Origin of the sequence: Massilia sp. H6 (genome assembly GCF_024802625.1) — a bacterium.
Classification (GTDB): Bacteria; Pseudomonadota; Gammaproteobacteria; order Burkholderiales; family Burkholderiaceae_D; genus Telluria.
Window position 1 is genome coordinate 3,277,330 of the sequence record NZ_CP103371.1, and the last position, 24,195, is coordinate 3,301,524.

The window sequence follows — 24,195 nt, forward strand, 5'->3', positions numbered from 1 at the left end:
CAACTGGATGATATCAGGATGCCAAGATTGGGCTGCACACGGTGAAATTCAAGTGCTCTGCCGTGGCCAGCCTGTCATTTCCAATCGTGCCACACGGGCGTCAAGCCCGCCGGCAGCGACGGCAATTCGGCAAACTCGACGCGGGCCTCGCCGGGCGCATGGAAGTCGGTCCCGCGCGAGGCCAGAAAGCCGTAGCGCCGCGCCATCTCGGCATAGGTAGCATACTGGTCCGGCGTGTGGCTGCCGGTCACCACCTCGATGGCCTTGCCGCCGAGCTGGCTGAACTCGTCGAACAGGGCGCCTTCGGCGGTCGCGCTGAATTTATAGCGGCCCGGGTGGGCGATCACGGCAATGCCGCCGGCGCCGCGGATCCAGCCGACCGCCTGCGCCAGCGTGGCCCAGCGGTGCGGCACGTAGCCGGGCTTGCCCTCGGTGAGAAATTTACGGAACACCTCGGAGGTAGAGCCGCACACCCCGAGCTCGACCAGGTAGCGCGCGAAATGGGTGCGCGAGACCAGGTCCGGGTTGGCCACGTAGTTGAGCGCGCCCTCGTAGGCGCCCGGAATGCCGGCTTGCTCGAGCAGGGCGGCGATGTCGCGCGCCCGCGCCTGGCGGCCACTGCGGGTGGCGGCCAGGCCGGCAACCAGTGCGGGGTTGTTTTCGTCGATGTGCAAGCCGACGATGTGCACCGTCTCGCCCGCCCAGGTGACCGAGATCTCGACCCCGGACACGAAGCGCATCCCGAGTTCTTCGGCACTCTGGCGCGCGGCCTGGATGCCGCTCACCTCGTCGTGATCGGTCAGCGCCCACATGTCGACCCCGCTTCTGCGGGCATAGGCGGCCACCGCGGCAGGTGCGAGCACGCCGTCGGAAACATTGGAATGGCAGTGGAGATCGACTTTCATGGCACGGCTGTAGCAATGGCGGTGAAGGCGATGATTGTACGCGCCAACGGCCGCCTGCGCTTTACTCCCGCGATCAGCCCGGCACCTCGTCCCCTGCCAGAAACGCTTCGATCATCGCCGCCAGCATCTCTGGCTGGTCGTGGTGCAGCATATGCCCCGCCTCCGGCATCATGCGCGCGGTCACTCGCGACAGGTGGGCGCGGCGGCGGTCGATTTCGGCGCGGGCCTGCTCTTTCGGCCCCATCCAGCGCCACATGTCGGTGTGCTCGGCCTCGACCCACAGCACCGGTGCGGCGATCTCGGTCCAGCAGGCCAGCACTTCTTCGGCGTGGTACAGCAACGGCCCGGTCATCTTGTGCGCCGGGTCGCCCAGGATGCGCCACTGACCATCGGCGTCGAGCGCCGCCCAGTGCCCGGCCAGAAAGTCCGCGCGCTCCTGGCCCAGGCGCGGATTGGTCTTGCGCAGCCGCGCGGCGACCTCGTCCAGGCTGGCGTAGCCGCGCATCTCGGGCTTGTCGCGCAATTCGTCGAGCCACTTGGCGAACCGGCGCGGCGCCTGCGACGCTCGGGTGTCGGGCAGGCCGAAGCCTTCCAGGTTGACCAGCTTGGCGATGCGCTGCGGGCGCACGCCCGCATACAGGCTGGCGATATTCCCGCCCATGCTGTGGCCCACCAGGTTGACCGCCTCACCCGGAGCGTAATGATCGAGCACCGCTTCGAGGTCGGCCAGGTAGTCGGGGAACCAATAGGTGTCGGCGTGCGAGCGCTCGCTCAGGCCGAAACCACGCCAGTCGAAGGCGATCACGTGCCAGTCGCCCTGCAGGCAATCGACCACGAACTGGAACGAGGCGGCGACGTCCATCCAGCCGTGCTGCATGAAGATCTTCGGTGCGCCTTCGCGGCCCCAGTGGCGGACATGGGTGCGCAGGCCGCGCACGGTGAGAAATTCAGAACGGGAAGATTGCATGGAGCCTCGCAAGAACGCATAAAAAAGTACGACCGTTCGCATTATACCGTTGTGCTTGATTTTCGGCAGGCGGCCCTCATCTCGCATCGACCGGACGATCGCGGGCGCAGGGTTTACAATAGCGGCACAACAATCTTGCGCGAGCACATCCATGGCGATTTACCAACTGGGCGAGGTTGCGCCCGAGATCGACGCATCGGCCTTCGTGGCGGATTCGGCAACCCTGATCGGCAAGGTCACGCTCGAGGCAAACGCCTCGGTGTGGTACGGCGCGACCCTGCGCGGCGACAACGAACGCATTACCATCGGCGAAAACAGCAACGTGCAAGAAGGCACGGTGATGCATACCGACATGGGCTTCCCGCTTACGCTGGGCAAGAACGTGACGGTTGGCCACCAGGCCATGCTGCATGGCTGCACGGTCGGCGACGGCTCGCTGATCGGGATCCAGGCGGTCATCCTCAATGGCGCCCGGATCGGCAAGGGCTGCCTGGTGGGCGCCGGCGCCCTGGTCACCGAGGGAAAGGAATTTCCCGACCACTCGCTGATCATCGGCTCCCCAGCCAAGGTAGTGCGCACCCTGACGGACGAAGACCTGCTGCGCCTGGAGGCCAGCGCCGCAAGCTATGTGGCGCGCGGCCAGCTGTTCAAGGCGCAGCTCAAGAAAATTGGATAAAGAATGACTGACGCTATGACCGATGCTATGACCGAAGCGACTACCGAAGCTCGCGACACGCTGCAAAAATTCATCTTCGATAACGCCGCCGTGCGCGGCGAGCTGGTCGAGATTTCCGACACCTGGCGCGAGGTGCAGGCCCGCCACGCCTATCCGAAAGCGGTGCGCACCGTGCTCGGCGAAATGGTGGCGGCCAGCGCCCTGCTCTCGGCCAACCTCAAGTTCAATGGCGCGATCGTGATGCAGATCCACGGCGACGGCCCGGTACGCCTCTTGGTGGTCGAATGCGACGCCGACCTGCGTATCCGCGCCACCGCCAAACTGGCGCCCGACGCCGAGATCGCCGACGATACCAGCCTGGCCGCGATGTTCAACGCGCAGGGCAAGGGCCGCTTCGTGATCACGCTCGATCCGGCCGACAAGATGCCGGGCCAGCAGCCCTACCAGGGCATCGTGCCGCTGGACGGCGAAGACATGGCGACCGTCATCGAAAACTACATGCTGCGCTCCGAGCAGCTCGACACGCGTCTGTGGCTGGCGGCCGACGACAAGGTCTCGCGCGGCATGCTGCTGCAGAAGCTGCCGCGCCACAGCGGCAAGGACGACCAGCAAAAGCAGGCCTCCGAAGCCGAAGACCTGGAAACCTGGCACCGCGCCGTGATGCTGGGCCAGACCCTGAAACGCGATGAACTGCTCAGCACCGGCATCGAAACCCTGCTCAAGCGCCTGTTCTGGGAAGAGACCATCCGCGTTTTCGACCCGCAGCACCCGCAGTTCCACTGCACCTGCACCCGTGAGAAGGTCGCCAACATGCTCAAGATGCTGGGCCAGCCCGAAGTCGATTCGGCCATCGCCGACCTGGGCGAGCTGGGCATCAACTGCGACTTCTGCGGCAAGCACTACGCGTTCGACAAGGTCGACTGTGCCCAGCTGTTCGCCAGCGACATCCCGGTGCAGGGCATGCTGCCGCCAAGCGGCAGCATCAATTAAGGTTCTGCGCGTCGCGAAAGTACACACTTCGTAGCGAATCGGCGGTATTTCTACCGATTCGCTACGGGGCGTGAATCATGCGCGCACGCCTATCTCATCACCCGCCCGGCGCCCCCGCGGCAAACTCGTACATCACCAGCGCCTCGTTGTCCCAGCTCTTGTCGCGCAGCGGCGCCATGTAGCCGGCGCCGTTGTCGTGCAAGTGCAGCGGCGCCTTGCGCTCGCCCGAGACGATCGTGGCCGATAGCAGGCGCTTCGGTGCGCGGTAGACATAGCTCACCATGGGCAGGTGGCACAGGCCGCCGGCGGCGACGGCGCCGGCGCGGTACAGGAAGGGAATTTCTTCCTTGCGCACGGCGGACGAGACTTCGCATTCGAGCCGCAGGTCGCCCAGCCGGCGCGCATTGTCCGGCACGCCTGGGGTGCGCACCCGCGGCCGCCAGCGGAACTGGTCTTTCTTGCGGTTCAGGATCAGGTCGGCATCGTCGTCATGGGCTTCCTGGCTGCGCGGCAGCACGAAACTGGCGTCGGCATCGAGTGGCAGCGTCATGTCGACCTTGTCGCCGGCAATGCGCAGCTGCAGGCCGTCGGGCTGGGCCGGCTTGCCGTCCTGGGTCCAGAGCTCGAAGCGCAGGCTCGCGTTCGGTGCCAGTGCGCGTTTTTCTTCCCACATGTCGAGGCCGCGCACCATGCGCCGGTACGGCCGCAAGGCCGGATCGCGGATCGTGCTCACCGCTACCGTCTCGACTGGCACGGTTGGCGCCGGCGCGGCGTCCTGGGCAACTGCGGGCAGGCTGGCGGCCAGGGCGATGGCCATCGAGAGCGTTCGTTTCATGCTGATCCTTTGCGTAGACGAAAGCATGATTGTAATGACAACCGGGGCGTGAAAATGCGCTGATACTCACGCCGGGTGTTCGAACCGGAGCGCCGTAAAGCACGTTTTCGCGGGCAGTGCTAAGCTGATGTATCTTTGACAGCGTTGTGAAATCGTCACGACGCTGTCGCCTTTGACCACCAGGAGAATTTGCTATGCATATGGATACAGGCATCAATACCGAAAACCGCGCCAAGGTCGTCGAATCGCTTTCCACCGTCCTCGCGGACGCCTACATGCTGTACCTGAAGACCCACAATTTTCACTGGAACGTGACCGGCCCGATGTTCTCGTCGCTGCACGTGATGTTCGAGGAACAGTACACCGAACAGTGGAATGCGCTGGACGACATCGCCGAGCGCATTCGCTCGCTGGGCCATTTTGCGCCAGCAACCTCGAAGCGCTATGCCGAGCTGTCGAGCATCACCGAAGAGCCCGATGTGCTGTCGGCCAAGGACATGATTCGCCAGCTGGTCGACGGCAATGAAATCCTGACCCGCACGCTGCGCGCGGGTGTCAAGGTCGCCGACGAAATCGACGACTTCCCGACCGCCGACCTCTTGACCACCCGCATGGACGTGCACGAGAAGAACGCGTGGATGCTGCGCTCCTTCCTCGAGCAAGGTGCCGGCGCAATGCAGGGCGACGCGTCGTCGGACTGATCAAGACATCTGGAAACAGCCAGGCGCGTCATGCAACGCGCCGGCATGACCGGGTGGGGTAGCTTGAGCTTAAGCGCGCCCGCCCGACATGTGCAGGTCGACCACCTTCATGATCTCGAGGGTCAGGTCGAGATTGAATTCTTCGGCCGTCAATGCGGCATGCAGCGCGTCGCGCGGCATGCCGACCGCGGCGGCAAGTTCTCCCAAGCCGGGCGCAGCGGCCACCGCTGCCATCGCGGCAGCAATGGTGGCGCCCTCGCCGTCTTCAAAGGCATCGGCCAGGCAATCGGCGATGTCGTCGAGCGACAGCAGCGTAGCGGGATCGGGCGGCGTAGCTTCTTGGTTCAATGCGTCGCTCATGCGTTATTCCTCTTGAAGCGGTTCAGCGCTTCGTCTTGTCTTTCGGTTCTGGTGGCGGCGGCGGCACGGTCATCGAGACCGCCGGCTGCTCGTCCTTGCGCAGCACCTGCACGAAGATCTCGTTATGCTTGATCATGCCCAGCTCGTAGCGGGCACGCTCTTCCACCGCGCCCAGGCCATCGCGCAGGTCGCGCACTTCCGAATCGAGCTTGGCGTTGCGCGCCAGGCGTTGCGCAGTTTCAAGCCGGGTTTGCTCGACCTGGCCACGCATGTCGGCAACCGACAGCCAGCCGCCCTTCCCCAGCCACAAGGGATACTGGATCAGTAGCAGCAGGACGGCAATCGCAATGGTGATGAGTCGCATGGTAGACGTAAAAAAGCCGGACAACCCAGGAGGAGGTCCGGCCGGTGGAATTACTTCAGGTTATAGAACGCGTCGCGGCCCGGGTAGCTGGCAACGTCGCCCAGGTCTTCCTCGATGCGCAGCAACTGGTTGTACTTGGCCATGCGGTCCGAGCGCGACATCGAGCCGGTCTTGATCTGCAGTGCGTTCAGGCCCACCGCGATGTCGGCGATGGTCGAATCTTCGGTCTCGCCCGAACGGTGCGAGATCACGGCGGTGTAGCCGGCGCGCTTGGCCATCTCGATGGCGGCGAAGGTCTCGGTGAGGGTGCCGATCTGGTTGATCTTGATGAGGATCGAGTTGGCGATGCCCTTCTGGATGCCCTCTTTCAGGATCTTGGTGTTGGTAACGAACAGGTCGTCGCCCACCAGCTGGATCTTCTTGCCCAGCGCCGCGGTCAGGATCGCCCAGCCGTCCCAGTCGCCTTCGTGCATCGCGTCTTCGATCGAGATGATCGGGTACTTGTCGCACCAGGTGGCGAGCATGTTGGTGAAGTCGGTCGCGCTCAGGCTCAGGCCTTCGCCCTCCAGCACATACTTGCCGTCCTTGTAGAATTCGCTGGCGGCGCAATCCAGGCCCAGCGCGATGTCCTGGCCGGCCACGTAGCCGGCCTGCTCGATCGCCTGCATGATCAGCTTGATGGCTTCTTCATGGTTGGCCACCGACGGCGCGAAACCGCCTTCGTCGCCGACCGCGGTGCTCAAGCCCTTGGAATGCAGGATCTTTTTCAGGGTGTGGAATACCTCGGCGCCCCAGCGGATCGCTTCCTTGAAGCTGGGCGCGCCGACCGGGATGATCATGAATTCCTGGATGTCCAGGTTGTTGTCCGCGTGCGCACCGCCGTTGATGACGTTCATCATCGGCACTGGCATCTGCATCGCGCCCGAACCGCCGAAATAGCGGTACAGCGGCAGGCCGGCTTCTTCGGCGGCGGCCTTGGCCACGGCCATCGAGACGGCCAGCATTGCATTGGCGCCCAGGCGGCTCTTGTTTTCGGTGCCGTCGAGATCGATCAGGGTACGGTCCAGGAACGCCTGTTCGTTGGCGTCCAGGCCCATGATCGCTTCGGAGATCTCGGTGTTGATATTTTCGCAGGCCTGCAGCACGCCCTTGCCAAAATAACGCTTCGCGTCGCCGTCGCGCAGCTCGATCGCTTCGCGCGAGCCGGTCGAGGCGCCCGACGGCACGGCGGCCCGGCCCATCACGCCAGACTCCAGCAGAACGTCGCACTCCACGGTCGGATTGCCGCGCGAGTCAATGATTTCACGGCCGATAATATCAACGATAGCACTCATGTTTACAGTCTCCGGGGAAGGTAAGAATTGGGTGTTCGGTACGCGTGCGCGCCCAGCCGCGGGGCGCGCACGGATGCAGCTGTTACTTGAAGTCCGCTTCCAGGAAGCCGGTCTTCTTGACGATGCGGTCGATCTCGACCAGGGTCGTGAGCAGTTCTTTCATGCGGCCAAGGGGCACCGCATTCGGACCGTCCGACATGGCATTGGCCGGATCCGGGTGGGTCTCCATGAACAGGCCGGCGATGCCCGCGGCAACTGCCGCGCGCGACAGCACCGGGATATGTTCGCGCTGGCCGCCCGAGGACGTGCCCTGCCCGCCCGGCAACTGCACCGAGTGGGTCGCGTCGAACACCACGGGGCAGTTCGATTCGCGCATGATGGCCAGACTGCGCATGTCCGAGACCAGGTTGTTGTAGCCGAACGAGACACCGCGTTCGCAGGCCATGAAGTTGTCTTCTGGCAGGCCCGCATCGCGCGCGGCGGCGCGCGCCTTGTCGATGACGTTCTTCATGTCGCCCGGGGCCAGGAACTGGCCCTTCTTGATATTGACTGGCTTGCCCGAACGCGCGCAGGCGTTGATGAAATCGGTCTGGCGGCACAAAAAGGCCGGCGTCTGCAGCACGTCGACGACGCTTGCCACCATCGGAATTTCTTCGATCGTGTGCACATCGGTGAGCACCGGCACGCCGATCTCGCGGCGCACGTCGGCCAGGATTTCCAGGCCTTTTTCCATGCCAGGACCACGGAACGAAGTGCCCGACGAGCGATTGGCCTTGTCGAACGACGATTTATAGATGAACGGAATGCCCAGCGCGCTGGTGATTTCCTTGAGCATGCCGGCGGTGTCCATCGCCATCTGGCGCGATTCGATCACGCAGGTGCCGGCGATCAGGAAGATGGGCTGGTCGAGGCCGACGTCGAATCCGGCGAGTTTCATGCTGCGTCTCCTTGCAGGGCTGCGGCCTGGGTAGGCGCCACGGCTGCGACATGGGTATTGGCCGCCTGGTGCTTGAGGGCCGCCTGGATGAAGGACGTGAACAGCGGATGGCCGTTACGCGGGGTCGATTTGAACTCGGGGTGGAACTGCACGCCCATGTACCACGGGTGCGAATTTGCACCTTCACGCGGCAGCTCCATGATTTCGCACAGGTCTTCGTTGGGGGTACGCGCCGAGACGATCAGGCCGGCCGCTTCGACCTTTGGCAGGTAATGGTTGTTGCCCTCGTAGCGGTGACGGTGACGCTCGGTCACGACATTGCCGTAGATCTCGGCCGCCAGCGTGCCCGGGTTCACCGCGCAGGTCTGGGCGCCCAGGCGCATGGTGCCGCCCAGGTCGGAATTGCTGTCGCGCTTCTCGACCTTGCCGTCGTGGTTCTGCCATTCGTTGATCAGGGCCACCACCGGCTGGTCGGTTTCCGGATCGAACTCGGTCGAATTGGCGTTGGGTAGTCCGGCCATGTGGCGCGCGTATTCGATCAGCGCGACCTGCATGCCCAGGCAGATGCCCAGGTAAGGGATCTTGTTTTCACGGGCATAGCGCGCAGCCATGATCTTGCCTTCCACGCCGCGCTTGCCGAAGCCGCCCGGCACCAGAATCGCGTCGTACTTGGCTAAATGCTCGCACCCTTCTTTTTCGATTTCTTCCGAATCGAGGTATTCGATGTTGACGCGGCTCTCGGTGTGGATGCCGGCGTGGCGCAGCGCCTCGGTAAGCGACTTGTACGATTCGATCAGGTCGACATACTTGCCGACCATGCCGATCGTGACTTCGTGCTTCGGATTTTCCAGCGTGTGGATCAGGCGGGTCCACATCGACAGGTCGGCCGGCGGCGCTTCGAGGCCGAGCGCCTCGAGGATGATATCGTCCAGGCCCTGGTCATGCAGTACCTGCGGCACCTTGTAGATGGTATCGACGTCCCACACGGAGATGACGGCCTGCTCTTCGACGTTGGCGAACAGCGAAATCTTGGCGCGCTCGTCGTCCGGGATCGGGCGGTCGGCACGGCACAGCAGCGCATTCGGCGAAATGCCGATCTCGCGCAGCTTCTGCACCGAGTGCTGGGTCGGCTTGGTCTTGAGTTCGCCCGCCGAGGCGATGAACGGCACCAGGGTCAGGTGCACGAAGGCGGTCGACTTGCGGCCCGAACGCAGCGACAGCTGGCGCGCCGCTTCCAGGAAGGGCAGCGACTCGATATCGCCCACGGTACCGCCAATTTCCACCAGCGCCACGTCGACGCCTTCGGCGCCGCGGCGGATGTAGTCCTGGATCTCGTTGGTGATGTGCGGGATCACCTGCACGGTCTTGCCGAGGTATTCGCCGCGGCGTTCCTTGCGGATCACGGATTCATAGATCTGCCCGGTGGTGAAATTGTTCACCTTCTTCATGCGGGTGCTGATGAATCGCTCGTAGTGGCCCAGGTCCAGGTCGGTCTCGGCGCCATCGTCGGTGACGAACACTTCGCCGTGCTGGGTCGGGCTCATGGTGCCCGGATCGACGTTGATGTACGGGTCGAGCTTGAGCATCGTGACTTTGAGGCCGCGCGATTCGAGGATCGCGGCGAGAGAGGCGGCCGCAATTCCCTTGCCCAGGGAAGACACGACGCCGCCAGTGACGAATACAAATTTGGTCATTGTGCTGAAGGTGCCGAACGGCACACGCGGGAAATAGAAATTATACCTTAAACGGCGCAATCTTAAACGGCGCAATACTTCCGGTCGCCGGGCCAGCCGAGCAAGTTTGCACGGCAGCAATGCTGCGCCGGCCCGGCCGCGGTCAGCCTCGGGTAGCGTCGCCTGCACCCGGCCGGTTCGCCTGACGCTACCTGGCCTGCTGGCGCTGCACCGGCGCGCGCCCGGCTGTATGATCGGCCCGCCATGCACTTCCGTTCAACCCGACCTGCCGCCATGATGCCTTCTTGCCGCTCCCGACTGTTTCCACGCTTTGCACTGTCCGCCCTGCTCTTGTCGGGCGCCTGGGCGCCCGCCGCCGCCGGCATCCTGGACGAGATTCCCGACATCGGCGCGGTGACCGACTACCGGCCGAAGGTCCCGCTGCGGGTCTACACGGCCGACGGGGTGCTGATCGGCGAATTTGGCGCCGAGCGGCGCGACTTCGTGCCGGTGGCGAAGATTCCGCCGCTGATGAAGGCGGCCGTGCTGGCGATCGAGGACGCCCGCTTCTACGAGCACGGCGGCATCGACTGGATTCGCGCGCTCGGCGCGGCCAAGGCCAACCTGGGCGCGCTGGGCGGGGGCTATCGCCAGGGTGCCTCCACCATCACCATGCAGGTGGCGCGCAACTTCTTTCTGTCGCGCGACAAGACCCTGCCGCGCAAGCTGACCGAGGCGGCGCTCGCCTACAAGATCGAACAGGCGCTGAGCAAGGACCAGATCCTTGAGGTCTACATGAACCAGATCTACCTCGGCCAGCGCTCGTACGGTTTTTCCAGTGCCGCCCGCACCTATTTTGGCAAGCCGCTCGAAGCCTTGAGCCTGGCCGAAACCGCGATGCTGGCCGGACTGCCGCAAAACCCGTCGCGCCACAATCCGGTCGCCAACCCGCAACGCGCGCAACAGCGCCAGCAGGCCGTGCTCAAGCGCATGCTGGCGCTCGACAAGATCACCGAGGCGCAGTACCGGCGTGCGCTGGCCGAACCGCTGCAGGTGCGGCGCGACGGCGGCGCTGCCGGGGCCGGGGCCGGCGCCGAATACGTCGCCGAACTGGCGCGCCAGGCCGCCTATGCCCGCTTTGGACAGGCAGCGTACGAGCGCGGCTACACCGTCACCACGACCATCCTCGCCGCCGAGCAAAGCGCCGCCTACCAGGCGGTACGCCGCAATGCGATTGCCTACGACCGGCGCCACGGCTACCGCGGCCCCGAGGCCCGCGTCAAGCTGCCGGCCGGCACGCGCGAACGCGAGCAAGCGATCGCCGACGCCCTGCTCCAGCGTCCGGCGATCGACGGCTTTGTCGCGGCCGTGGTGCTGGCGGCATCGCCCAAACGGGTAGTCGTCGCAACCCGTGATGGCCAGAGCCTCGACATCAGCGGCGCCGGCCTGGGGTTCGCCGCGCCGGCCCTGTCGCCCACCGCCAAAGCCGGCTTGCGGCTGGCGCCAGGCGCGGTGATCCGCATCGCCAGCGCCGGCAAGAACGCCTGGGCGATCACCCAGGTACCGCAGGTGGCCGCCGCCTTTGTGGCGCTCGACGCCCATACCGGCACCTATCGCGCGCTGGTCGGCGGTTTCGACTACCAGCTGCAAAAGCTCAACCACGTGACCCAGGCCTGGCGCCAGCCTGGATCGGTGATCAAGCCTTTCGTGTATTCGGCCGGCCTGGAACGCGGTTTTTTTCCGGGTACCACCATTGTCGATGCACCGCTTGATTTTTCCGATGAAAAAGCGGGCGCCAGCTGGTCGCCGCGCAATGACGACGGCCTGTTCGAGGGGCCGATCACGGTGCGCCATGCACTCACGCATTCGCGCAACGTGCCCACGGTACGCATGCTCCATTCGCTCGACGTGGGCTATGCGCGCGAACACCTGGCGCGCTTCGGCTTTGACCTGGCGCGCCACCCAGGCAACCTGACGCTGGCGCTGGGCACCGGGGCGGTGACGCCGCTGCAGGTGGCGAGCGCGTATGCGGTGTTCGCCAACGGCGGCTACCGGGTCGAGCCGCTGCTGGTCACCACGATCCAGGACCGCGAGGGCAAGGTGCTGTTCGAAGCCCCGCGGCCACGCCCGCGCCAGGACAGCGCCCGCGTGCTCGATGCGCGCAACGCCTTTTTGGCCGACAGCATGCTGCGCGACGTGGCGCGCCACGGCACTGCCGCGCAAGCGTCGCGCCAGCTGCAGCGCCTGGATCTCGCCGGCAAGACCGGCACCACCAGCAATGCCATCGACGGCTGGTTCGCCGGCTATGCCGGCCATGTCGTGGCCGTCGCCTGGATGGGCTACGACGAACCGCGCTCGCTCGGCAGCCGCGAGTTCGGGTCCACGCTGGCATTGCCGGCCTGGATCGACTACATGCGCGTGGCCCTGGCCAGGCTGCCGCAGCGCGCGCCACTGGTGCCCGAGGGCTTGGCGCGCGTGGGCGACGACTGGGTGTATGCGGAATATGCCGCGCAGGAGACTGCGGAGCAGCCGCAGCCAGATTTGCAGCCAGATTTGCAGCCAGACTCTCTGCCAGACCCGCAAGCCAGCCCCTGAATTGCCGCGATGCCGGTCACGGGCGCGCCGCCCTGCGACGCCTCAGCAGAAATCCCGGCTCTGCGAGCGCAGCTTGCCCAGCAGGTGCGACATGTCGACCAGCCGCTTGGCCACCAGGTGGCGCACCGCGCCCTGCTGCTGCCAGATCCCGTACACCCCCAGCAGCGGTGCATTGAGCACTTCGCGCCGCTGCTGCTCGACCAGCGTCGGCCAGACGATGACGTTGATGTTCCCGGTTTCGTCTTCCAGCGTCATGAACAGCACGCCCTTGGCCGTGCCGGGGCGCTGGCGCACCGTGACCAGGCCGCAGGCACGCGCAAGCTGGCCGTCGGCATAGTCCATCAAGGTCGATGCGGGCATGAAGCGCTTGGCCAGCAGCTGTTCGCGCAGCAGCGCCAGCGGATGGCGGCCCAGCGTGAGCCCCTGCGCGCGGTAGTCGCCCACAATATCGTCGGCCTCGGAGGGCGCCGCCAAGACCGGTGCTTCTTCGAGCGGCGCGACCGGGCGCAGCAAGTCCTTGTCGGGCACCGCGCCCACCGCCTGCCACAGGGCGTCGCGCCGGTGCCCGGCCAGCGTCTGCAGCGCATTGGCGCCGGCCAGCACCTGCAGGTCGCCCCGGTCGAGATGGGCGCGGCGGGCCAGGTCGGCTACGCTGGCGAACGGCCGGATCGCACGCGCGTCTTCGATACGGGCGGCCACGTCCTGTTTCAGTCCGCGCAGCAGGCCCAGTCCGAGGCGCACCGCCGGCTGGCGCGAACGGTCGAGCGCATCGAATTCTTCCAGTACCGAATCCCAGCCGCTGATGGCCACGTCCGCCGGCCTGACCTCGATGCCGTGGCGGCGCGCGTCTTGCACCAGCTGCGAAGGGCTGTAGAAGCCCATCGGCTGGCTGCACAGCAGGGCGCACAGGAAGGCGGCCGGTTCGTGGCACTTGAGCCAGGAGCTGGCATAGGCCAGCAGCGCGAAGCTGGCCGCATGTGATTCGGGAAAGCCGTATTCGCCGAAGCCCTGGATCTGGCTGAAGATCGCCTCGGCGAACTCGCGCGTGTAGCCGCGCTCGAGCATGCCGTGCACGATGCGCTCGTAATACTGCTCCAGGCCGCCCTTGCGCTTCCAGGCCGCCATCGCACGGCGCAGCTGGTCGGCTTCGCCCGGGGTAAAGCCGGCTCCGAGAATGGCCACCTGCATCACCTGCTCCTGAAAGATCGGCACGCCCAGCGTGCGCTCGAGCGCCACCTTCATCTCGGGACTCGGATACACCACTTTCTCGAGACCCTGGCGCCGCCGCAGATAAGGGTGGACCATGCCGCCCTGGATCGGGCCGGGACGCACCACCGCCACCTCGATCACCAGGTCGTAGAAGCGGCGCGGACGCATGCGCGGCAGCATGCTCATCTGGGCGCGCGACTCGATCTGGAACACGCCCACGGTATCGGCGGCGCAGATCATGTCATAGGTGGCGACGTCGTCGGCCGGGATGTCCTGCATCTCGAACAGGTTGCCGTGGCGCTGGCCGACCAGCTCGAGGCCGCGCCGCAGCATCGACAGCATGCCCAGCGCCAGCACATCGACCTTCATCAGGCCCAGTTCTTCGAGGTCGTTCTTGTCCCACTGGATCACGCTGCGCTCAAGCATGGTCGCGTTTTCGATCGGAACCAGGCGCGAGAGCTTGCCGCGCGCGATGACGAAGCCGCCCGGGTGCTGCGACAGGTGGCGCGGAAAGTTCAGCAGCTTGTCGGCCAGCAGGGCCCACTGGCGCGCCAGGCGCGATTCCGGATCGAGGCCGGCCTCGGCCAGGCGCCCCAGCAGGTCGGCGCGGCCATCGAACCAGTGGTGGGTCTTGGCCACCTTCTCGACGATGGCCAGGTCGATGCCGAGCGCGCGCCCGCTGTCGCGCAGTGCGCTTTTCGGGCGGTAGCTGATCACCACCGCGGCGAGCGCGGCGCGGTCGCGACCATACTTGTTGTAGATGTACTGGATGACTTCTTCGCGGCGCTGGTGCTCGAAGTCGACGTCGATGTCGGGCGGCTCGTTGCGCTCTTTCGAGATGAAGCGCTCGAACAGCAGGCTGGCGCGGGCCGGGTCGACCTCGGTGATGCCGAGGCAGTAGCACACCGCCGAATTGGCGGCCGAGCCGCGTCCCTGGCACAGGATGTGTTGCGAGCGTGCGAAGCGCACGATGTCGTACACGGTGAGAAAGTAATGCTCGTATTTCATGTAGGCGATCAGCTCGAGCTCGTGCTCGATCTGGGCCTGGACCTTGGCCGGAATGCCGTCGCGAAAGCGCCGGTGCGCGCCGATATAGGTTTCCTGGCGCAGGTAGCTGCTGGCGTCGTGGCCGGGCGGGACGACTTCGTCGGGATATTCGTAGCGCAGCTCGTCCAGCGAAAACGTGCACAGGCGCGCGATGCGCACCGTTTCGCCCAGCGCTTCGCGCGAATAGATGTTCGCCAGGCGCAGGCGCGCGCGCAGGTGCTGCTCGGCGTTCTGCGCCAGCCCGTAACCGCATTCGGCCACCGGCTTTTTCAGGCGCGTCGCGGTGAGCGTATCTTGCAGCGGTTTGCGCGAGCGCACGTGCATCACCACGTGGCCGAGCGCCGTGATCGGCAAGCCATGCTGCCAGCCCACCTCTTCCACCGTCATGCGGTGCGCCTCGTCGAAGGCGCGGTGCAGCAGCGCCAGGCCCAGCCAGGAGCGGCTCGGAAAGGTACTGGCCATCCAGGCGGCCTGCGCATGCAGGCGGTCGACGTCCTGCGGCTCGTGCCCCGGATAGGCGGGCAGCAGGATCGCCAGGCAGTCGGGCAGGTGTTTCAGGTGCGCGTGGGCGGGCGCGGGGTCGGCCAGGTCTTCCGGCATGAGGAAATAGCTGCCCTTCTCGCTGCGGGTGCGGCCAAGCGTGATGAACTCCGCCAGGTTGCCATAGCCATTGCGATTCTTGGCCAGCAGCACCAGCGACAGCGCGGCGCTGCCGTCCGGGTTGCGAAGGTGAAAATGGGCGCCGATTACCAGCGGCAGGCCGGCCTTTTTTGCCTCGGCATGGGCCCGTACCACGCCGGCCAGCGAACACTCGTCGGTCAGCGCCAGCGCAAAATAATCGAGCTGCACCGCCCGCGCCACCAGCTCTTCCGCGTGCGAGGCCCCTTCGAGAAAGGAGAAGTTCGACAGGCAGAACAATTCTGCATACGGCGGCAAGGCCTGGGGCGGCGGTGAAAACAGATCGGTCATCGGCAGCTGGTCTGCGAGCGTGCTACTGTGCTCGATAGACGAATAATACTGTATAAAAACACAGTATAACCGAGCCGACCCCGGCCACAAGGAAAAGTCGAAGGCGACAACGCGCCGTTGTCCCTACAGGCCCGCCGAGGCTGTCCGTGGCAGGCAAGCTGGTATACACTTCCGCGCACTTTCACCGAGCTACTGCCTACCGCGGACATGAAAACACTACTGGCCTACGCCCTCCCCCTGATCCTGTTCGGCGCTGCTGCTACTGCGCGCGCCGACGTCGACTACCAGCTGCGCATCACCGACGCGGCCCAGCACCTGGCCGAAGTGCGCGCCAGCTTCCCGGCCACTTCCGGCACCACGCTCGACGTGCAGATGCCGACCTGGCGCACCGGCCGCTACAACGTACTGAACCTGGCCAACGGCGTGCGCCTGTTCAAGGCCTTCGATGCCAAGGGCGCGCCGCTGCCGGTGGCCAAGACCGACAAGGGCACCTGGCAAGTCCAGACCAAGCCGGGCGACGCGGTGACCGTGCAGTACGAGCTGTATGCCAACACGCTGGGCGAACGCACCCGCCACATCGACGACACCCACGCCTATCTCGACGCCAGCGGTGTGTTCGTCTACGCCGCACCGTTTCGCAAGGAGCCGGTAACGGTAAAACTGGAGGTGCCGCAGGGCTGGCAATCGCGCTCGGGCATGGACGCGGGCGCCTGCGGCCACTGCTTCGTGGCGCCCGACTACGACGTGCTGGTCGACGCACCGATCGAGACCGGCATCCATGAGTTCTACACCGGGCAGGTAGATGGGCGCACGATCGAACTGGCGATCTGGGGCCAGGGCAATCACGACGGCAAGCAGATGATGCTTGACTTGAAGAAGATCGTGCTTGAAACCGCGAAGCTCTACGGCGGCAAGTATCCGTTCCAGCGCTACCTGTTCATCGTCCACGCCACCGACGGCGTTGGCGGCGCCACCGAGCACGCCAATTCCACCGTGATCCAGAAATCGCGCTGGGGCTTCGCGCCACGCAAGCCCTACCTGGACTTTTTGCGCACCGCCGCGCACGAGTTCTATCACACCTGGAACGTCAAGGCCTACCGTCCGAAAGAGATGGTTCCGTACGATTACCAGAACGAGAACTACAACCGCCTGCTGTGGGTCGCCGAAGGCCATACCTCGTATTTCGAGGAGCTGATCATGCTGCGCGCCGGCCTGGAAAAGCGCGACGAGTTCATGGAAGAATATGCCAAGCTGATCGACGACTACCTGCGCCAGCCGGGACGCTTCCAGCAAAGCGCGGCCGACGCCAGCTTCGACGAATGGATCGCGGTCGGCGGCGAACGCGCGCGCAATGCCTCGGTCAGCATCTATTCCAAGGGCCAGGTGCTGGCACTGATGATGGACATCGAGTTGCGTCGCCAGACCGGCGGCAAGAAGGGCCTCGAAGACGTGCACCGCATCCTGTTCGAGCAGCATTCGACCGCGCAGGGCGGCTACGACATCGCCGCGGTGCAGGCCGCGCTGCGTTCTGTCAGCGGCCAGGACTGGACCGGCTGGTGGAGTCGGTATGTAGACGGCACTGCCGACATCCCGTTCGACACGCTGCTGGCGCGGGTGGGGCTGCAAAAACTGGTCGACGTGCCCAAAGACCAGGAACAAAAAACCGAATGGTGGGCGGGCTGGACCCTGCGCGAAGGCAGTGACCCGGCGCTGGTCACCGCCGTCGAGCGCGACGGGCCGGCCTGGAAGGCCGGCGTGGTGGCGGGCGACACCCTGGTGGCGGTGAACGGGCTGCGCGTGTCGGCCAAGGACATCGGCGACCGGATGTCGCTCGCGAGCGCCGGCCCGTTCAAGCTGCACCTGTTTCGCCGCGACGCGCTGATGCAGCTGCCGCTCGCGCCCGTGCAGCAGCCAAAAGGCAAGGCCAAGCTCAAGGCGCTGGACAATGCCACTGGCGCGCAAAAGGCATTGAACGCGGCATGGCTGGGCGTGGCCTGGCCCCGGGACGAAGCAGCGAAAAAGCCTTAAAGGGCCGGCACCGACCATAAAACACGGTTATACGGGAATAATGTTGTGCTAATGGTACATAGACATTGGTTGCCGCATGGATAATGATTAGTATTCAATTTTGCCTTTGGAGATGTCTGTGTTCAAACTGAAACTGTTACCGCATTCGGTCCTGCTTGCCCTCTATGGCAGTGTCACCCTTGCCGCCGCGCCGGCCGCCGTCGCCCAGACTGCCGCGCCGGCCGCCCAGGAAGCATTTATCCCGAGCGTGACCGTGGTCGGATCGCGCCGCGTCGGCAATGCTTCGTCGGTCGATACCGCGGTGCCAGTGGACTTCATTCCGATGACCAAGGCGACCGAACAGGGTGGCCAGTTCGACCTGGCACAGGTACTCAACAACGTCTCGCCTTCGTTCAACTCCACGCGCCAGACCGGCGCCGACGGCGCCGACCTGGTCGATTCCGCCGCGCTGCGCGGCCTGGGTTCGGACCAGACCCTGGTACTGGTCAACGGCAAGCGCCGCCACACCACCGCCCTGGTCAACCTGTTCGGCGCCCGCAATCGCGGCAACACCGGCACCGACATGAACGCGCTGCCGCTGATGGCGATCCGTAACGTGCAGGTGCTGCGCGACGGCGCCGCCGCGCAATACGGCTCGGACGCGATCGCCGGCGTGATCAACATCGAACTGAAGAAAAACCTGGGCTGCGAATCGGTGCTGGGCTATGGCCAGTACAGCGAAGGCGACGGCGAAAACTGGCTGGCCTCGGCCTATTGCGGCGTCGCCGTGGCCGACGGCGTGCTGGGCATCACCGGCGAATACTACGACCGCGGGCGTTCGAACCGTGCCGAAGAAGGCAACCCGCGCATCATCGGCGACACCAAGGCCCAGAACAAGACCCTGTACGTGAACGGCGAATTCCCGGCCGGTCCGGGCAAGCTCTACCTGACCGCCGGCGTACAGACGCGCGACGCCTCGTCGGCAGCCTTTGCGCGCGGAGGCCTCGGCTCGGACGACATCCCATCGCGTAATTCGGCGGCCATGTACCCGAACGGTTTCGTGCCTTTCATCAACGGCGACGTCGATGACCGCTGGGGCACGCTCGGCTACCGCTGGCAGCTGGGCGAATGGAATGCCGACCTGTCGCAGACCTACGGCTACAACCGCCTGATGTACAACATCGCGAACACGCTCAACGCGTCGATCGCCAATCGCGACCTGGCAAATGGCGGCAAAGGCATCAGCGCCAGCCAGTTCGATGCCGGCGGTTTCTCGTTCCGCCAGGCGACCACCAACGTCGACGTCAGCCGCTTCTACAGTGGCGTGATGAACGGCATGAACCTTGCCTTCGGCCTCGAGCACCGCCGCGAGAACTACAAGATCTTCGCCGGCGAAGCCGGCTCCTGGATCGACGTCGACGGCGTAGGTATGGGGGGCAACGCCGGCAGCCAGGGCTTCCCGGGCTTCCAGCCAGCCGACCAGACCGATGCCAAGCGCGATTCGAGCGCCGGTTATGTGGACATCGAAACCGACGTCACCGACCGCTTCAAGCTGCAAGCCGCGCTGCGTCACGAGCGCTATTCGGACTTCGGCTCGACCACCACCGGCAAGCTGGCCGGCGCCTACCGCATCAACCCGCAGGTGCTGCTGCGCGGCTCGGTCAGCACGGGCTTCCGTGCGCCCTCGCTGCAGCAGGTCTACTTCTCGTCGACCTTCACCGACTTTGTCAGCGGCCAGCCGCTGGACGTGGTGCTGGCGCCGAACGGCGGCCCGGTGGCAAATGCCGCCGGCATTCCGCAGCTCAAGGACGAACAGTCGAACAGCGCGACGCTGGGCCTGACCTGGTCGCCGACCCAGGCGCTTTCAGTCACCGCCGACCTGTACCGCATCAATATCGACGACCGCATCGTGCTGTCGGGGCGTTTTGATGCCGACAACTACCCTGCCCTGGGCGCCACTTTGCAGCAGCTGGGCGTTGGTCAAGCGCAGTTCTTCGTCAATTCGGTCGATACCAAAACCCAGGGCCTGGATGTGACGGTGTCGCACCGCGCCGACCTGGGCGCGGGCAAGCTCAATACCTTCCTCGCCCTGAATTTCGGCAAGACCGAAGTGACCGGCGTGCACGCCCCGAGCGCGCTCACCGGCTTCGAAGATGTCCTGCTGTCCGAGCGCGAGCGCCTGTTCATCGAAGAAGGCGCGCCGCGCCGCAAGGCCACGCTGGGCTTCGAATACGCGCTGGGCAAGCTGGAAAGCGCGCTGCGCATCGTGCACTTCGGCCCGCAAACCTTGGGCACCTTCTCGGGCCCGCCGGTACCAAACCAGTACTACGAGGCCAAGACCTCGGCCGATTTGTCGTTCACCTGGTCGTTCACCAACAAGACCAAGTTCACCGTTGGCGGCACCAACATCTTCAACGTCAAGCCGACGCTGCAGGATGCGAACGAGACCGACAACGGCTTCAAGTACGAGAGCGTGCAGTTCGGCCTGAACGGCGCGGCCTTGTTTGCAAGGCTGTCGCACCGGTTCTGATCGACTTCGCTTGATAAAAAGGTTCCGCATGCGGAACCTTTTTTTTCGGGCAACTGTCGGGCGGTTGCACACTGCCAACACGTCGGGTGCGTAATGTTCGCTCCAGCACAGAAGCAGTGCGCCAATTGCGTATAATTCTTTAAGTAATGCTAGTTATCTTTTTGCAATATTTTTACAGTGCCCCCGTACCAGGTGCGTGGCCAGGATAAGTCGTTTATGAATACCGCTACCAACACCCGCATCTCCACCGGCATCGCCGGACTCGACGACATCCTGGGCGGCGGCCTGACGCCGCAGCGCGTCTACCTGGTAGAAGGTTCGCCCGGCGCCGGCAAGACCACGCTCGGGCTGCAGTTCCTGCTCGACGGCGTGGCCCAGGGCGAGTCCGGCCTGTACATCACCTTGTCCGAAACTGCCGACGAGCTCAAGGCGGTTGCGGCCAGCCATGGCTGGAGCATCGATGCGCTGGCGCTGTTCGAGCTGGCCGACGACTCCGAACTCGATCTCGATGCGCAGCAGTCAGTGTTCCACCCCTCCGAAGTCGAACTGGGCGAGACCACCCGCAAGGTCATGGACCAGGTCGACCAGATCAAGCCGGTGCGGGTCGTGTTTGACAGCCTGTCCGAGATGCGCCTGCTGGCCCAGAACCCGCTGCGCTATCGCCGCCAGATTTTGGCACTGAAGCAGTTCTTCTCCTCGCGCGCCTGTACCGTGCTGCTGCTCGACGACAAGACCAGCCAGGCCGACCAGCACCTGCACAGCATCGCGCACGGTGTCATCAGCCTGGAGCAGATCGCCAAGGAATTCGGCAAGGAGCGCCGGCGCGTCCACATCATCAAGATGCGGGGCCTGCGTTTTCGTGGCGGCTACCACGACTACACGCTCGACACCGGCGGCATCACGATCTATCCGCGTCTGGTGGCGGCCGAACACTCGAGCGCGTTCACGCCCGAGGTCGGGTCTTCGGGGTCGGACAGTTTCGACGCGCTGCTCGGCGGCGGCCTGGTGCGCGGCACCAATACCCTGATGGTCGGTCCTTCCGGAATCGGCAAGACCACGCTGTCGACCCGCTGCCTGCTGTCGGCACTCGAACGCGGCGAAAAGGCATCGTTCTACCTGTTCGACGAGGGCCTTGGCACCTATTTCGCACGCAGCAGCGCGCTTGGCATGGATATGCGGCCTTACGCCGCCAGTGGCCAGCTCAGTATCCACCATATCGATCCGGCCGAGCTCTCGCCAGGAGAATTCGCGCAAATGCTGCGCAACGCGGTCGAGACGAGCGGGGTCAGCTTCATCATCATCGACAGCCTCAACGCCTACCTGCAGGCCATGCCGGGCGAGCAGTTCCTGATCCTGCAGATGCACGAACTGCTGTCCTACCTGAACCAGCAGGGCGTGACCACCATCCTGGTGCTTGGACAGCACGGATTGATCGGCGAAGTCAAATCCGACGTCGACCTGAGCTACCTGAGCGACAGCACGGTACTGCTGCGCTTTTTCGAGACCAACGGCCGCCTGCGCCGCGCCATTACCGTGATCAAGAGCCGCGCGGCCGAACATGCCCAGACCATCCACGAACTGCAGCTGACCCGCGACGGGATTCGCATCGGCAATCCACTCGAAGGCTTCGAAGGCGTCTTGAGCGGCCTGCCGACCTATCGCGGCATTACCCCGATGATGGGCACCCTGCCGCATGCCGAGAGCTAGCCTGCACGACGAACGCATCCTGATCCTCGCGCCGCGCGGACGCGATGCCGAGGTGATGTGCTCGGTCCTGGCGCGCGACAGCGGCCAGTGCAAGGTCGTGCATGGCTTTGCCGAACTGGCCGCCGGTATCGACCAGGGTGCGGGGACTGCGATCGTAGCCGAAGAAGCGCTGCACGGGATCGACCTCGCTCCCCTATATGCGTGGCTGGCGCGCCAGGAGCCGTGGTCCGACTTCCCGTTTGTGATCCTGCTTGCCAAGGCCATCGGCCTGCCGCAGGAAGGCGCGCGGGCGCGGGTAGAAGAATTGGGCAATATTATCCTGCTCGAGCGTCCGCTCAATGCGCAGACCCTGCGCAGCGCCGCCAATTCCGCGCTGCGCGCACGGCGCCGCCAGTACCAGGCGCGCGACCTGCTGGCCGACCGCGAAAGCACGGCGGCCCGCCTGCAGCAAAGCCAGCACGCCCTGCTGTCGCTGAACGAAACGCTCGAGTCGCGCATCGAAGAACGCACCTGCGCGCTGGCCCAGGCCAACGACCGCCTGATGAACGAAGTGATCGAACGCGAGCGGGTGCAGCAGGCAATGGTGCAATTCCAGAAAATGGAAGCGATCGGCCGCCTTACCGGTGGCATTGCCCACGACTTCAACAACCTGCTCAATGTCATCCAGGGCAGCATGGACCTGATCCTGCTGCTGTCGAACGACGATACCGCGAAGGAGCGCGCCGAGATTGCGCGGCGCGCCTGCCAGCGCGGCGGCAAGCTCACCAGCCAACTGCTGGCGTTCGCCCGCAACCAGAACCTCGACCTGCGCCAGTCCGAAGTCGAGACCCTGTTCGACGGGGTGCGCGAACTGGTGGCCACGTCGGTGGGCTCGGCGATCAGGTTGCGCTTCGAGGTCGCACACCCCTGCGCCAGCGTGCTGGCCGACGCCAACCAGATGGAGATGGCCTTGCTCAACCTGGCCATCAATGCGCGCGATGCGATGGACGGACAAGGCGAGCTGTCCTTCCATGCCAGCAACGCGCCACCGCCGGACGGGCTGCTGCCGCCGGGCGAGTATGTCCGCATCGCGGTGACCGACAACGGCCAGGGCATGGCGCCGGATGTCGTGGCCAAGGTGTTCGAGCCCTTCTTCACCACCAAGGCGGTCGGCAAGGGCACCGGCCTGGGCCTGTCCCAGGTGTACGGCATGGCGCGCCAGTCGGGCGGCGCGGCGCGCATTCTCAGCCAGCCCGGCGCCGGCACGACGGTCGAGATCTGGCTGCCGGCCGCGCATGGCGCGACCGCGCTTGAACCGGCGACGCTGCGGGTCGCCCCGGAAGTGCAGCCAGGCGCGCGCATCCTGATCGTCGAAGACGACAATTTTGTGCGCGAATCGATGGTGTCGTCGCTCGAGGCCTTCGGCCATATGGTCAGCCAGGCGGCCGACGGCGAAGCCGGGCTGCGCGCGCTTGAACACGCCCGCCCCGACCTGATCATCACCGATTACCTGATGCCCGGCATCACCGGGGCGGAGCTGATGCAGCGCGCGCGCCAGATCTACCCGGGAATCCCGATGATCATCGCCACCGGCTATGCCGACATGCACGCGATCGACGAAGTGCTGGGCGACGACATCCTGCTGCGCAAGCCTTTCCAGCTCGCCGAGCTGGCGATCAGCGTCGAGCGCGCGCTCGAACGCGCCGCGCACGATGCACCGGATGCCCAGCCGCGCTAAATGCCTGGGTGCCCGGCATGGGCAGCGCCAGCTGGACGCCGTCGAAAACCTGTCTGTGCCACACTTGGCTCACTGGCCGGACACCTTGTCCTGGCACGCATGAGGAGCAGAACATGGGCATCGAACCGCAAGCACAGCAACAAAGCGCAGACCTGCACGAGCAGACGCACGGCAGCGCAGCCGGACCACACGAAGTCGACGGCCTGAAGCACAAGAAACCCGAAGATCTGACGCCGCAAGAGTTACGCCTGATGGCCGACACGATGCCGGGTGACGGGCCCGGCGACTGAGATGTTTCTGTTCTTTTCGAACAGGCTCGGTTGCCTTGGCTCGATATTGGTGTCGGTCGTGCTGACGCTACTGGTGCTGCTGCTGATCGGCGTATTCTAGTGGGCCAGGCGCTTCAGCCCAGGGTCCGCACATGGGCCAGCACATGGGCCAGCACATCTTCTACGCGGCCCGCGCCCACCGCCTGCGCCGCCGATTGCCCGCCCAGCGCGGCTTGCGGCTGCTCCATCCAGGCGCTGGCCGTGTCGTCGCTTCCGAGCACGCCGCGCACCGCGTGCATCACAGTGTAATACGCTTGGGCCCTGCGCGACTGCTGGCCAAAGCGTGCCTGCAGCGCGGCGAAGGCGCCAGGGTCGAGTGGCTGGTCGTTCGCCATGCGTGCTC

The 24,195-nt window shown here is 65.1% G+C and carries 19 protein-coding genes; 9 read left to right on the forward strand and 10 right to left on the reverse strand.

Features of this window, described 5'->3' with window-relative positions; all coding sequences use genetic code 11:
* Positions 1 to 74: 74 nt before the first annotated feature.
* Entirely contained in the window at positions 75 to 905 is an 831-nt protein-coding gene (locus NRS07_RS14720) for a 3',5'-nucleoside bisphosphate phosphatase (RefSeq protein WP_259208203.1), read from the reverse strand.
* 73 nt (positions 906 to 978) lie between these two features.
* On the reverse strand, positions 979 to 1,872 hold the full coding sequence (locus NRS07_RS14725; protein ID WP_259208205.1) for an alpha/beta fold hydrolase: 894 nt from the start codon (positions 1,870 to 1,872) through the stop codon (positions 979 to 981).
* Between the two features lie 151 nt (positions 1,873 to 2,023).
* Here NRS07_RS14725 and NRS07_RS14730 point away from each other — a divergent pair, with 151 nt between their 5' ends.
* Positions 2,024 to 2,548, forward strand: coding sequence for a gamma carbonic anhydrase family protein (locus NRS07_RS14730; RefSeq protein WP_259208209.1), 525 nt, complete (start codon positions 2,024 to 2,026; stop codon positions 2,546 to 2,548).
* A 3-nt stretch (positions 2,549 to 2,551) separates the two neighbouring features.
* The gene (hslO, locus tag NRS07_RS14735; RefSeq protein ID WP_259208211.1) at positions 2,552 to 3,538 is read left to right on the forward strand and encodes an Hsp33 family molecular chaperone HslO; all 987 of its coding nucleotides are present in this window, start codon (positions 2,552 to 2,554) and stop codon (positions 3,536 to 3,538) included.
* Positions 3,539 to 3,635: 97 nt separating this feature from the next.
* Here hslO and NRS07_RS14740 read toward each other — a convergent pair whose 3' ends face one another.
* Positions 3,636 to 4,373 (reverse strand): hypothetical protein, encoded by a 738-nt coding sequence (locus NRS07_RS14740; protein ID WP_259208214.1) that lies wholly within the window; start codon positions 4,371 to 4,373, stop codon positions 3,636 to 3,638.
* Between the two features lie 194 nt (positions 4,374 to 4,567).
* Here NRS07_RS14740 and NRS07_RS14745 point away from each other — a divergent pair, with 194 nt between their 5' ends.
* Entirely contained in the window at positions 4,568 to 5,074 is a 507-nt protein-coding gene (locus NRS07_RS14745) for a Dps family protein (RefSeq protein WP_259208216.1), read from the forward strand.
* A gap of 69 nt (positions 5,075 to 5,143) precedes the next feature.
* Here the strand turns inward: NRS07_RS14745 and NRS07_RS14750 are convergent, their stop codons facing one another.
* The 5 genes from NRS07_RS14750 to NRS07_RS14770 form a co-directional block, all read right to left on the reverse strand.
* On the reverse strand, positions 5,144 to 5,434 hold the full coding sequence (locus tag NRS07_RS14750) for a hypothetical protein (RefSeq protein ID WP_259208218.1): 291 nt from the start codon (positions 5,432 to 5,434) through the stop codon (positions 5,144 to 5,146).
* A 22-nt stretch (positions 5,435 to 5,456) separates the two neighbouring features.
* A complete protein-coding gene (gene ftsB / locus NRS07_RS14755; protein ID WP_259208220.1) occupies positions 5,457 to 5,798 on the reverse strand; it encodes a cell division protein FtsB in 342 nt (113 codons plus the stop codon).
* 50 nt (positions 5,799 to 5,848) lie between these two features.
* Positions 5,849 to 7,132 carry a phosphopyruvate hydratase gene (gene eno / locus NRS07_RS14760; protein WP_259208222.1) on the reverse strand — a complete coding sequence of 428 codons (1,284 nt, stop codon included), beginning with the start codon at positions 7,130 to 7,132 and terminating at the stop codon, positions 5,849 to 5,851.
* A gap of 82 nt (positions 7,133 to 7,214) precedes the next feature.
* Positions 7,215 to 8,069: a 3-deoxy-8-phosphooctulonate synthase gene (gene kdsA / locus NRS07_RS14765; protein ID WP_259208224.1), complete on the reverse strand. Its 855-nt coding sequence runs from the start codon at positions 8,067 to 8,069 to the stop codon at positions 7,215 to 7,217.
* The gene (locus NRS07_RS14770; RefSeq protein WP_259208225.1) at positions 8,066 to 9,763 is read right to left on the reverse strand and encodes a CTP synthase; all 1,698 of its coding nucleotides are present in this window, start codon (positions 9,761 to 9,763) and stop codon (positions 8,066 to 8,068) included. Before NRS07_RS14770 ends, kdsA begins: the two co-directional genes overlap by 4 nt.
* A 273-nt stretch (positions 9,764 to 10,036) precedes the next feature.
* Between NRS07_RS14770 and NRS07_RS14775 the strand changes: the two genes are divergently transcribed.
* Positions 10,037 to 12,337 carry a penicillin-binding protein 1A gene (locus NRS07_RS14775; protein WP_259208227.1) on the forward strand — a complete coding sequence of 767 codons (2,301 nt, stop codon included), beginning with the start codon at positions 10,037 to 10,039 and terminating at the stop codon, positions 12,335 to 12,337.
* Positions 12,338 to 12,379: 42 nt separating this feature from the next.
* Here the strand turns inward: NRS07_RS14775 and NRS07_RS14780 are convergent, their stop codons facing one another.
* The gene (locus tag NRS07_RS14780) at positions 12,380 to 15,562 is read right to left on the reverse strand and encodes an error-prone DNA polymerase (protein ID WP_259208229.1); all 3,183 of its coding nucleotides are present in this window, start codon (positions 15,560 to 15,562) and stop codon (positions 12,380 to 12,382) included.
* Positions 15,563 to 15,769: 207 nt separating this feature from the next.
* Between NRS07_RS14780 and NRS07_RS14785 the strand changes: the two genes are divergently transcribed.
* From NRS07_RS14785 to NRS07_RS14805, 5 genes are all read left to right on the forward strand, one after another.
* Entirely contained in the window at positions 15,770 to 17,590 is a 1,821-nt protein-coding gene (locus tag NRS07_RS14785) for a M61 family metallopeptidase (protein ID WP_259208230.1), read from the forward strand.
* A 112-nt stretch (positions 17,591 to 17,702) separates the two neighbouring features.
* Positions 17,703 to 20,099, forward strand: coding sequence for a TonB-dependent siderophore receptor (locus NRS07_RS14790; RefSeq protein ID WP_259208232.1), 2,397 nt, complete (start codon positions 17,703 to 17,705; stop codon positions 20,097 to 20,099).
* Between the two features lie 216 nt (positions 20,100 to 20,315).
* Entirely contained in the window at positions 20,316 to 21,806 is a 1,491-nt protein-coding gene (locus NRS07_RS14795; RefSeq protein WP_259208234.1) for an ATPase domain-containing protein, read from the forward strand.
* Complete coding sequence (locus tag NRS07_RS14800; RefSeq protein ID WP_259208237.1) at positions 21,793 to 23,523, forward strand: response regulator; 1,731 nt, start codon at positions 21,793 to 21,795, stop codon at positions 23,521 to 23,523. The genes NRS07_RS14795 and NRS07_RS14800 overlap by 14 nt, the downstream gene beginning before the upstream one ends.
* 113 nt (positions 23,524 to 23,636) lie before the next feature.
* Positions 23,637 to 23,813 (forward strand): hypothetical protein, encoded by a 177-nt coding sequence (locus NRS07_RS14805; protein WP_259208239.1) that lies wholly within the window; start codon positions 23,637 to 23,639, stop codon positions 23,811 to 23,813.
* A gap of 113 nt (positions 23,814 to 23,926) precedes the next feature.
* Here the strand turns inward: NRS07_RS14805 and NRS07_RS14810 are convergent, their stop codons facing one another.
* Entirely contained in the window at positions 23,927 to 24,187 is a 261-nt protein-coding gene (locus tag NRS07_RS14810) for an MbcA/ParS/Xre antitoxin family protein (protein WP_259208241.1), read from the reverse strand.
* Between the last annotated feature and the right edge of the window lie 8 nt (positions 24,188 to 24,195).